Origin of the sequence: Photobacterium sp. MCCC 1A19761 (assembly GCF_037389125.1) — a bacterium.
In the GTDB taxonomy this organism is placed as follows: domain Bacteria; phylum Pseudomonadota; class Gammaproteobacteria; order Enterobacterales; family Vibrionaceae; genus Photobacterium.
The window spans coordinates 1-10,609 of the sequence record NZ_JAZGTF010000005.1 but is presented as its reverse complement, the minus strand read 5'-3'; the positions used below and the strand labels follow the sequence as shown (position 1 = coordinate 10,609).

The 10,609-nt window shown below is 53.1% G+C and carries 10 protein-coding genes; 9 read left to right on the top strand and 1 reads right to left on the bottom strand.

Annotation, left to right across the window (positions count from 1 at the left end; translation table 11 throughout):
- The first annotated feature begins 19 nt into the window (after positions 1 to 19).
- The 7 genes from VV869_RS07695 to VV869_RS07665 all read left to right on the top strand — a co-directional run bounded on the left by VV869_RS07695 (position 20) and on the right by VV869_RS07665 (position 8,702).
- Positions 20 to 1,663 (top strand): methyl-accepting chemotaxis protein, encoded by a 1,644-nt coding sequence (locus VV869_RS07695; RefSeq protein WP_337734404.1) that lies wholly within the window; start codon positions 20 to 22, stop codon positions 1,661 to 1,663.
- Between the two features lie 96 nt (positions 1,664 to 1,759).
- Entirely contained in the window at positions 1,760 to 2,584 is an 825-nt protein-coding gene (locus tag VV869_RS07690; RefSeq protein ID WP_337734403.1) for a DUF5718 family protein, read from the top strand.
- Positions 2,585 to 3,117: 533 nt separating this feature from the next.
- Positions 3,118 to 4,875: an ABC transporter substrate-binding protein gene (locus VV869_RS07685; RefSeq protein WP_337734402.1), complete on the top strand. Its 1,758-nt coding sequence runs from the start codon at positions 3,118 to 3,120 to the stop codon at positions 4,873 to 4,875.
- Between the two features lie 16 nt (positions 4,876 to 4,891).
- The gene (locus tag VV869_RS07680; RefSeq protein ID WP_337734401.1) at positions 4,892 to 5,845 is read left to right on the top strand and encodes an ABC transporter permease; all 954 of its coding nucleotides are present in this window, start codon (positions 4,892 to 4,894) and stop codon (positions 5,843 to 5,845) included.
- Positions 5,846 to 5,857: 12 nt separating this feature from the next.
- Positions 5,858 to 6,751 (top strand): ABC transporter permease, encoded by an 894-nt coding sequence (locus VV869_RS07675; protein WP_337734400.1) that lies wholly within the window; start codon positions 5,858 to 5,860, stop codon positions 6,749 to 6,751.
- A 2-nt stretch (positions 6,752 to 6,753) separates the two neighbouring features.
- Complete coding sequence (locus VV869_RS07670) at positions 6,754 to 7,740, top strand: ABC transporter ATP-binding protein (protein ID WP_337734399.1); 987 nt, start codon at positions 6,754 to 6,756, stop codon at positions 7,738 to 7,740.
- Positions 7,737 to 8,702 (top strand): ABC transporter ATP-binding protein, encoded by a 966-nt coding sequence (locus VV869_RS07665; protein ID WP_337734398.1) that lies wholly within the window; start codon positions 7,737 to 7,739, stop codon positions 8,700 to 8,702. The genes VV869_RS07670 and VV869_RS07665 overlap by 4 nt, the downstream gene beginning before the upstream one ends.
- Positions 8,703 to 8,806: 104 nt before the next feature.
- On the opposite strand, the gene VV869_RS07660 is transcribed toward VV869_RS07665, so the two are convergent.
- Complete coding sequence (locus VV869_RS07660; protein ID WP_337734397.1) at positions 8,807 to 9,736, bottom strand: histone deacetylase family protein; 930 nt, start codon at positions 9,734 to 9,736, stop codon at positions 8,807 to 8,809.
- A 149-nt stretch (positions 9,737 to 9,885) separates the two neighbouring features.
- Between VV869_RS07660 and VV869_RS07655 the strand changes: the two genes are divergently transcribed.
- Both VV869_RS07655 and VV869_RS07650 read left to right on the top strand, forming a co-directional pair.
- The gene (locus VV869_RS07655; RefSeq protein ID WP_337734396.1) at positions 9,886 to 10,227 is read left to right on the top strand and encodes a histidine triad nucleotide-binding protein; all 342 of its coding nucleotides are present in this window, start codon (positions 9,886 to 9,888) and stop codon (positions 10,225 to 10,227) included.
- Between the two features lie 99 nt (positions 10,228 to 10,326).
- Positions 10,327 to 10,609 (top strand): DUF4442 domain-containing protein (locus VV869_RS07650; RefSeq protein WP_337734395.1); only part of this gene is annotated, 283 nt, incomplete at its 3' end.

Here is a 10,609-nt window from a genome sequence, read left to right as displayed (position 1 = left end):
TCTGACGCATTTGAACCGTATGAAATCTGCTTTAACATTGAGCTTCAAATTTAAAGTTCTGTTTCCGATATTCATTGTCGCCCTGTTATTTTCCGGTGTCTCGGCATTTACCTATTACCACCTGAACCGGATGGTAAAAACAGAGCTGTACCTGACCGAACATGTTCAACCGGTACTGAACAACCTAAACGATGCATATCGGGATATGTATCAGGTCATCACTGCCGCACAGAATCTGATGCTGGACTACGGCGATGCGGCTTATATTCAACAGCAACAAGCGGAATATCAGAGCAATGCCGAGAAAGCAGCCAGCCGACTGGCCTCGACGCACCAACTGATTGACGCGCATTTTATTGCTGACAGCAATCGCGCCAAGCTCAAACAGGTGCTGGATCAGTTTCACCAGTGGAGCGCGCTGTATGGCCAGCTGTTTGCTGCGCCGGAAAATGCATCGAATTTCTACCTGCAGCATCAGGCCGAGCTGGCGCGCCTGTTTCATCAAATCCGCACCGCGTTGATTGAAATCCGGACCGAAATCGAGCAGCAGGAGCAAACACTCAAGGCGGAATTGCCGAGAAACGAGCAGATTGTCCAGTCTGTCACCGTGTACGGCACCTTGGGGGCCTTGCTGATCTCGTTGGGGATCGCCTGGGTGGTCTCGGGCTTGTTGCTGTCTTCGATCAAACGGTTGCAACAGGCGATGATGAATGTCGTCACCGGCGATGGCGATTTGACGCTGCGGCTGGCGGTGGAATCGAAAGATGAAGTCGGCCAGTTGGCCGATACTTTTAATGAGTTTCTGGCCAAGTTCCAACAGTCGGTCAGAGCGGTGGTGCTTTCGGCTGCGGATGTACGCCAGGAAGTCGCTGCCATAGATGCAACCACCCGGACGATTCAGGCATCGGCCAGCGTTCAGCAAACGGAAAGTGAGAAAGTTGCGGTGGCGGTCAATCAGCTAACGGTGACCAGTGAGAGCATGAGTGCGTACGCCAACCAGGCGGCCTCGGCGAGTAGCCAGGTGAATCAGGAAGTGCAGGCGGCGCGGCACAATGTCACGGAATCGGTTGAGACGATTTACCAGTTGTCGCGGGAAATTGATGATTCCTGCGCCGCGATTCAGACCCTGGGGCGGGATGTCAGCAATATTTCCTCGGTGCTGGATGTGATCCGCAGTATTGCCGAACAAACCAACCTGTTGGCGTTGAACGCTGCCATTGAAGCCGCGCGGGCAGGTGAGCATGGCCGAGGATTTGCGGTGGTTGCAGATGAAGTGCGGATGCTGGCCAGCAAAACCCAGGGCAGCATCGGTGAAATCGAGAGCATGATCGTCCGCTTGCAAAGTGGCGCAGAAGGGGCAGCGCAGGCAATGAACGTCAGTGCGCTGAACGGGCAGGAGAGTGTGCGTTATGCCGATAATACCACCCAATCGATCAATGAAATCAGCGGCTCGATTATCACCATGGATGAAATGAACACCCAGATTGCGTCTGCGGCGCTGCAGCAAAGTCAGGTCAGTGACAGTGTTCACCAGAACGTGCAGAAAATTGTTGAAAAGAATGAGGATACGCTCCGTACGACCAATGATGCGCAAGCCGCTTGCCTGCGGCTGGTCCGGCTCTGTGAAAAGCTCGATAGCGTGGTGAATCAATTCAAAGTGTAGGTGAGTGTCTACTCAGTTGTGATCCATCGTCCCTGCAGTATTTGCAAACAAGCGGCGATGCAGACTCTTAATGTGAAACAATGGAAAGAAAGTCAGATGAAGTATAAAGATGTGATCGGGTTTGGCATTGCCGGTAACTTTGCCGGCCATTTAGAGCAGGCCGGGGAGGCCGCAGATTTTGAAGGGATGGCCGTGAGTGATCCTCTGGCGCCCAAAGCGTTGTTTCCCTTGTACGTCCCCGGTGAAACGGCAGGATTTTTATCGGTATATCCTTTCTCTGACAGGACAATTACCCCGCCGACAGATGCCGATAATCTGCAAATCGAACCGGAAGTGGCGCTGATTTGCGACATCACCTACCAGGATGGGCAGGTGACGGCTTTAACGCCGAAACAGTTCGGTGCATTCAATGATTGCTCTATCCGCCGTCAGAATGCCCTCAAAATCAGTGAGAAGAAAAACTGGGGCGAACACTCAAAAGGCCTGGCGGCGACCCTGTTTACGCTCGATTCTCTGGCGGCCGGCAGTACGATTGACCGTTTCCGGATTGCCAGTTTCCATCAGCGGGCGGGAAAAGTGGTGCGTTACGGCGAAGACTGCCAAGTGAAAGACTACAGTTACTTTCACGAAAAGCTGCTGCATTGGATCGTGGATCGTATGAATTATCAGCAAGATGTCGGCCCGGCGGAAGATATTTCGAAGATTTTATCCAAGGCCGGCTATCCGGCCCAGGCGGTGATCGCGATTGGCGCAACCCGCTATACCGAGTACGGGGAAACCCATTTTCTGCGACCGGGTGATGTCAGTGTAGTGGTGGTTTATGACGGCGCACTGTACACGCCTGAACAAATTTACACCAGAGTGAGCGATGGGCAACTCGAAGTTGAGGGTATTTCGGCGCTGATTCAAACTGTCGCGTAGCTGACTGTCTCGCCAAGCCCCGGATCTATGCTGACCGGGGCTATTTTATTTTGTGTCTTCTTTTCTGAAAAACAGGTCATGTCTCTGGGGAATGGGCGGGACTTTCTGAGGGGCTTTTTCCGCATTTCTTGCCGGGATTTGGTACCCGGTCAGCAAACTGTGAATGAATAGATAACACAGCGTTCTGAATTAATATTCATTTGTTGCATATAAGTCCAAGAAATGACGAGATCTTGTTACAAAACACTGTAATTTGTCTATTGGTAATTTATAAATATTTGGTATATTTCTCATTTATGTCTGAAGTTTCTATGAAGCCGCATGCGCTTAATTTAGTATCCGCTTGATAAATTTCAGGTATGACCTTGTTGCTGTCTCTGGCAGCCAAGGCGGCTTAGGGTGAAACAGGAAGTTGCAGCGCCCGACAGTAGCCCTTTCGTCGATACCCGATTTGGACAGTGCCTGTCCAAATCGTATGAGTCTGACTCATGGAAGTAGCTGCAAACAATGTGATTTATTTAACAGGAAGTTATATGAAAAAATTCACGATGCTCCCGTTGGCAGCACTGGTTGCCTCCAGCCTTGCAATGGCTGAAGACATCAAAGTGTTCAAATTCTCAGAAGACGGCACGCCAACGACCTTCGACCCGGTTCAATCTGGCACCACCTATGCCAATACAGTGACGACCGCTGTCTACGACACTCTCTACGAGTACAAATATCTGAAGTCTCCGTTTGAGTTGAAGCCGAACCTGGCTGTCGACATGCCTCAAGTCTCTGAAGACGGCCTGACGTACACCATCAAACTGAAGCAGGGCGTGAAGTTCATTGACGATCCGGCCTTTGAAGGTGGCAAAGGGCGTGAAGTGACGGCTGAAGACTTTGTTTACTCGATTAAACGTCACTTTGATGCTGAAAACCGCTCCCAGGGTTCCTGGCTGTGGGCTGGCAAGATTGTCGGTTTGGACGCGTGGAAAGACGAAGGCTCTGATTATGGGAAAACCATTGAAGGCCTGAAAGCGCTGGATCGCCATACGGTTCAGATCAAGCTGGTGAAGCCGTTCCCGCAGCTGACCTACACTCTGGCGATGGGTTACTCCGGTGTGGTTCCGGTCGAAGCGGTTGAGAAGTACGGTCGTGAACTGTCCATCCACCCGGTTGGCTCAGGTCCGTTCAAACTGGTTTCTCATAACAGCACCAAGACCGTGCTGGAGAAAAACCCGAATTACCGTCAGGAAACCTTCGATCTGACCGGTGCTGGCTATGACGAAAAACTGCACGGTTTTACCGGCATCGCCACCCTGGACGGGAAGCAACTGCCGATCGTGGACCGTGTTGAGCTGAACTGGGTCAAACAAGCTTCGGCGCGCTGGAACTCGTTCAGTAAGGGTTCTGAGATCGTCAACACCACGCTGCAAAATGAGCAGATGGATGAAGTGTTGGCCAGCAAAAATCCGGTGAAGCTCAAGCCTGAGTTTGCCGAGAAGTTCAACTTCCGTGTCAATCCGGAAGCGGGTCTGGTGTACAACTTCTTCAACTTTGATGACGAGTACTTCGGTTACTCTGACGATCCGAAAACCAATGCGCAGAACAAAGCGCTGCGTTGTGCGATCGTGAAATCCTTCGACTGGCCGGAGCGTATCAGTCGTTTCTATCTGGGCATCGGCGAAGCGTACCCTGGCTTTATCGTCCCGGGCACCGATGGCTTTGATCCGAACATGGATGATTCCTCGATCACTCAGGATATTGCCGGCGCGAAGCTACTGCTGAAAGAGCACGGCTGGAACAAGAAGAACCTGCCGGTGATCTACTACCCGGGAACGGCCAGCACACGGAACAAGCAGTTCTTTGAACAGTTCCGAGGCAACCTGACGAAGATTGGGTATCCGAAGGAGAAGGTGAAGCAGAAAACCTTCGCCACGTTCGGTGATTTCAACCGTGATGTGAAAAATAGCAAAACGCAACTGATCCCAATGGGTTGGGGCCTGGATTACCCGGATGCAGAGAACACCCTGCAGCTGTTCTACGGTCCGAACCGCTCACCAGGTTCGAACAGCGCAAACTACAACAACCCTGAGTTCAACAAACTGTATGAGCAAGCTGCTGTGATGCAGCCAAGTCCTGAGCGGACGGCGTTGTATCAGAAGATGAACCAGATGGTTGTCGATGACTGTGTCGGCATTGGTGGTTACTCGCGCACGCGCATCCGGATGTGGCACAAAAATGCCATCATGTGGCCACAGCGCGACGTAATGGGTAACTATCTGAAGTATGTTGATATCAAATCATAAGTAAAGCTGGGTCATTATGGAGATTTTAAAACACTGTTTCAGGAAGCTGATCTACAGCATCCCACTGCTTTTCGGGGTGACCCTGATCAGCTTCGTATTGATGGTTTATTTCGGTCCGGACAAGACATATGACTTGTTGGGCCGGAACCCGACTATCGAGGAGATTAACGAGATTCGGCATCAGCTGGGTTATGACCGTCCTTTCTTGATTCGTTACATTGAGTACGTTAAGGAAGTGTTGGTGTTTGACTTTGGCTATTCCGACTCTACCGGCGAGCAGGTGACGTCAATTCTGGCGAAAACTATTCCGGTTTCCATTGCCTTGCAGTTGCCCGGATTTATTCTGGGGAACGTGTTTGGCGTGTTACTGGCGCTGTTTGCGGCGATGCATCGCTCAAGCTGGTTGGACAAGATGATCATGTCGTCTTCGGTGGTTGGTATGAGTATCTCGTATCTGATCGTCATTATCGCGACACAGCTGATTTTTTGCTCCAGTTATGGCCTGAATCTCTTCCCAGTCTATGGCTGGGAAGTGAATTCACTCTCGGATTATCTCTACTACATCACGGTGCCGACGATATCATCGGTGTTCGTGGCACTGGGCTATAATACCCGGTTCTATCGGGCAGTGATTGTAGAAGAGACAACCCGGGATCATGTGCGCACGGCCAAAGCGTTTGGTCACAGCGCCAATACAATTCTGTTCAAACATGTCCTGAGAAATGCCCTGGTGCCAATCGTAACCCGCATCGTGTTTTCCATCCCGTTTGTCATTGTGGGTGGTGCACTGCTGCTGGAAAGTTACTTTGGGATCCCAGGGGTCGGACTGACGGCTTATGATGCAATCACCACAGGTGATTTGCCGGTACTGAAAGCCATTATTGTGCTGACGACCTTGTTGTTTATCGTGGTTGTGAGCCTGGTTGACGTGCTGTATCGCGCCGTAGATCCGCGTATTTCATTAAAATAAAGGACACAAGCAATGTCGGAAGCAATTATGGAGCAGGGCGCGAGCGTGGCCAAACCGGCCAAACGAGAGTCCCTGTGGACAAAAGCTTTTTATAAATTTACCCGCGACAAGGTCGGGATGATCAGTCTGTCCGTGGTGATGCTGTACTTTGTTATTGCCGCACTGGCCTGGTCCGGGCTGATTGCCCAAAACTGGGATGCACTGCTGGCCCCGGGTCAGGATGGGCCGACGGCTGAGTACTGGTTCGGCACCAACATCAACGGCCAGGATATTTTCCAAAGGGCGATTTACAGCACCAAAACTGCCTTTGAAGTCGGCCTGACTGTGGCGATTGTCGCCACCATCACCGGCGCGCTGGTGGGGGCAACCACCGGGTACTTCTCCGGTACCGTGATTGACGAGCTGTTTTTGTGGCTGATGAACTGCCTGGATTGTATCCCGTACTTCCTGATGGTTGCGGCGTTTGCTGTCGCGCTGGCGGAAAACCCGTACGCCATGCACATCGCCATGATGTCCTGTTTTTGGATGGGCACGGCACGTCTGGTGCGCGGTGAAGTGATCAAACTGAAAAACATGGAATTTACCGAAGCGGCCCGTTCGCTTGGGGTTCCGGTGTATCGCGTGATCTTTAAACACCTGCTGCCGAATACCTCGCATATTTTGCTGGTAGAAATGACGCTGTTGTTTATCACGGCAATCAAGAGTGAGGTGATTCTGAGTTTCCTTGGACTGGGCGTGAAAGACAGTATCAGTTGGGGACTGATGATTTCAGAAGCGAGTGGTGAAGTTACCGCCGGTCATTTCTGTAACTTCTTCGCCGCCTCCGGCATGCTGTTTGTGCTGGTTCTGGCTTTCAACATGTTTTCTGATTCGCTGCAAGATGCGCTGGACCCAAGGAAGATTTAAATATGTCTGAGCAAACCCCACTGCTGTCAGTGGATAATCTGACGGTCGAATTTAAAACGGACAAAGGTACGGTTCGTGCGATCAACGGTGTGAACTTCAAAGTCATGCCGGGTGAAACGGTCGCGATCGTGGGTGAATCCGGTTGTGGTAAGTCGGTCAGTTCGCTGTCGATTATGGGCCTGGTCCCTTCGCCACCGGGTAAAATTGTCGATGGGAGTATTACCTTCAAGGGCCGCGAGCTAATTGGCCTGAGCGAAAGGGAATACCGCAAGATCCGGGGCAACGAGATCTCGATGATCTTCCAGGAGCCGATGACGGCCCTGAACCCGGTACTGAAGATCTCCACGCAGATGATCGATGTCATCCGTCTGCACAACGATGTGAGCAAGGCGGAAGCGCGGATCCGGGCGATCGAAATGCTGGATAAAGTCGGTATTCCGTCACCGGAGAAACGCATCAATCAGTACCCGCATGAGCTGTCCGGCGGGATGCGCCAGCGAGTGATGATCGCTATGGCGCTGTCCTGCGGTCCGGAGTTGCTGCTGGCTGATGAACCGACCACCGCGCTGGATGTAACCATCCAGGCGCAGGTGATGGACGAGATGGTTCGGCTGCAAAAAGAGCTGGGCATGGCGGTGATTCTGGTCACCCACGACCTGGGTGTCGTGGCTGAATCCTGTCAGCGCGTGGTGGTGATGTACTGCGGCCAGATCATCGAAGAAGGTCCGGTCGAAGAGATCTTTGCCAACCCGAAACATCCGTACACCAAAGGATTGCTGGAGTCGATCCCGGTCGTTCGTGACAAGAAGATCCCGCGTCTGCCGACGATTAGAGGGGTGGTCCCGGATCTGTTGCACTTGCCGGAGGGTTGTCGTTTTGCGGATCGCTGCGACAAGGTACAGCCGGAATGCCGTCAGGCAATACCGCAACTGACCGGGGACGTGCATCACAGGGTGGCCTGTTTTCGTCCGAATGGAGATGGACAATGAGCGAAGTATTACTAGAAGTTAACGGTCTGAAGAAGCATTTTGCAGCCGGTAGTCGCTTCTTTGGCACCCAGACTCTGTGTAAGGCTGTCGACGATGTCAGCTTTACCATTGAGCGCGGCAAAACGTTAGGTCTGGTCGGAGAGTCCGGCTGTGGTAAGTCGACACTGGGGCGCTGTGTCCTGCGGTTGCATGAGCCGAGTGGCGGCGAGGTGAAGCTGGAAGGTAAGGATATTGCCCATTTCAGCGCCAAAGAGATGAAAGCGATTCGTCGTGATATTCAGATCATCTTTCAGGATCCATATGCGTCGCTGAACCCGCGGATGACGATCCATGAGATCCTGCGAGAGCCGCTGGATACGCACCAGATCGGTACGCCACAGGAGCGCGAAGATAAGATCGCTGAAGTCATGGCGATTGTGGGCCTGCGTCCCCAGGTGCTCAACCGCTATCCGCATGAGTTCTCCGGCGGTCAGCGTCAGCGGATCGGGATTGCCCGGGCGCTGGTACTGGAGCCGAAATTTATCGTCGCGGATGAACCGGTGTCTGCGCTGGACGTTTCGGTACAGGCTCAGGTGCTCAACCTGATTGCTGAATTGCAGGAAAAGAAAGGTATTTCATTCCTGTTTATTGCCCACGACCTGGGCGTTGTTCAGCACATCTGTGACGAAGTCGGGGTGATGTACCTGGGACGGATCGTGGAAAAAGCACCGGCGGAAGTGCTGTACCGTAATCCGAAACACCCTTACACCCAGGCCTTGCTGTCGGCGATCCCGGTGCCGGATCCAACGGTCACCAAAGAGTCGCTGAAACTTGAAGGGGATGTGCCGTCGCCGCTGTCACCACCAAGCGGTTGTACGTTCCGGACCCGTTGCCCGCATGCCACCGAGCAATGTAAGCAAACCCGTCCGGAAACGCACAATACGGGCGAAGAGGGCGTTGAACACTTGGTTGCCTGCCATTAGTTTAACTGATCTGGTTTTACGGACCCAGAAATCACGTTCATCGTGAACAATTGTGAACAAAGCCAGCCGGTTTCGGCTGGCTTTTTTATTTGCTGCGATTGGGCTTAGGTGGACACCGAGGCCAGCACGTCCAGATGGGTATAGACACTGCGCGCCAGCGCCGTGAGGTGATACCCGCCTTCCAGCGTCGAGACCACCCGGTGATTGGCATAAGTGCCGGCGGCATCCACAATCAGCTCGCTGACCCAGCGGAAGTCCGCTTCATCCAGACACAGATCGGCCAGCGGATCATCTTTGTGGGCGTCAAAACCGGCGGAGACGAACAGCATCTGCGGCCGGTGGCGTTTGAGTGCGGGCAGCCAGCGCTCGGTTACGGTTTGGCGAAACCTGTGGCTGCCGGTCCCGGCGGGTAACGGACAGTTGATGATATTCGGCCGCTCAATGTCGTAATAGCGCAGCGGATAAAACGGATGCTGAAATGTCGAGCACGCCAGCACTTCTGGCCGATCCTTGAAGCTGTCGACGGTGCCGTTACAGTGATGGACATCGAAATCCAGGATGGCGACGCGTTCGATGCCCGGCTGAGCCAGGGCATGGGCTGCGCCAACGGCAATATTGTTGAAAAAGCAAAAGCCCATCGCGGTGGCGTGTTCGGCATGGTGGCCCGGTGGACGGACGGCGCAAAACGCATTGGTCGCCTGACCCTTGATCACCAGCTCGACGGCCTGGGTGACGGCACCGGCAGCGAGGCGCGCGGCATGCAGGGTATGAGCGTTCAGCGCGGTGTCCGGATCGGCATACACGAGCCCTTGCTGTGGCTGAAGGGACTCAAGGTGGCGGATATAGGCGGCCGGGTGGATCCGTTCGAGATGTTTCGGATTCACCTCAAGGGCGGTGTGCCATTGAAGCTGGTCGGCCAGCGGCTTGCCGGCCAGATACTGGAGAATGGCACTCAGTCGCTCGGGACATTCCGGGTGATCCGGCCCCATGGAATGGCGCAGATAGTCGCTATGGGTGATAAACGCTGTGGTCATTTCAGTGATCCACGGTTGATGATTGCCAGTCAGGTAAATTGCGACGCAAGGTATCGTTCCCGCCGCAGTGTTTTTAATCCGTCTTCTTTGTGACGTGAGGGCGCTGTTTTTAACTATAGTTGAAGGGATTCAAGCAGCGAGGGTACGTCATGGACTGTATATTTTGTCAAATTGCCAGTAATGCGATCCCCGGCAAGCGGGTGTACGAGGATGATCAGGTGGTCGCATTTCATGATAATAATCCCCAGGCGCCGACCCATCTCCTGATCATTCCACGCCAGCACATCGAAACCACCAATGAGTTGGAATTGAGTCATAGTCCTCTCATCGGGCACATGGTGCTGACAGCGACCCAACTGGCCAAGGATCTTTCTTTGGCGGAGGACGGCTATCGCTTGGTCTGGAACTGCAATCGGTACGGCGGTCAGGCGGTTTATCATATTCACCTTCACTTACTCGGGGGGCGGGCCATGCACTGGCCACCAGGATGAGAATTCAGGTTCAGGTAACATCTTGACGGTGAGGCGTTTGACATTTTTCCGATGCCTGTCTTAACTGGTCTAATCAGTCAGTAAAGAAGGATAAATGCCATGGAAAGCCGAGTCGCGAGCGCAAACGCAATGCTCAAACAATTTGCCGAGCAACATGTGAAACTCATTGATTACTGTTCCCCTGAGATCCTGGCGATCAGTGACGATCAGCTGGCGCTGCGTATCCCGCTCAATGATCGCACCAAAAACCATCTGCAAAGCATGTATTTCGGCGCGCTGGCCATTGGTGCTGATGTTGCTGCCGGTCTGCTGGCGATGGAGATGGCGGCACGCTCAGGATTAACGCTGTCTCTGGCCTTTAAGTCGGTTCAGGGCGATTTTC

Excerpts from the sequence above, each read along its gene's own strand:
- VV869_RS07695 (WP_337734404.1), top strand. The coding sequence starts at position 20 with ATGAAATCTGCTTTAACATTGAGCTTCAAATTTAAAGTTCTGTTTCCG.
- VV869_RS07690 (WP_337734403.1), top strand. The coding sequence starts at position 1,760 with ATGAAGTATAAAGATGTGATCGGGTTTGGCATTGCCGGTAACTTTGCC.
- VV869_RS07685 (WP_337734402.1), top strand. The coding sequence starts at position 3,118 with ATGAAAAAATTCACGATGCTCCCGTTGGCAGCACTGGTTGCCTCCAGC.
- VV869_RS07680 (WP_337734401.1), top strand. The coding sequence starts at position 4,892 with ATGGAGATTTTAAAACACTGTTTCAGGAAGCTGATCTACAGCATCCCA.
- VV869_RS07675 (WP_337734400.1), top strand. The coding sequence starts at position 5,858 with ATGTCGGAAGCAATTATGGAGCAGGGCGCGAGCGTGGCCAAACCGGCC.
- VV869_RS07670 (WP_337734399.1), top strand. The coding sequence starts at position 6,754 with ATGTCTGAGCAAACCCCACTGCTGTCAGTGGATAATCTGACGGTCGAA.
- VV869_RS07665 (WP_337734398.1), top strand. The coding sequence starts at position 7,737 with ATGAGCGAAGTATTACTAGAAGTTAACGGTCTGAAGAAGCATTTTGCA.
- VV869_RS07660 (WP_337734397.1), bottom strand. The coding sequence starts at position 9,736 with ATGACCACAGCGTTTATCACCCATAGCGACTATCTGCGCCATTCCATG.
- VV869_RS07655 (WP_337734396.1), top strand. The coding sequence starts at position 9,886 with ATGGACTGTATATTTTGTCAAATTGCCAGTAATGCGATCCCCGGCAAG.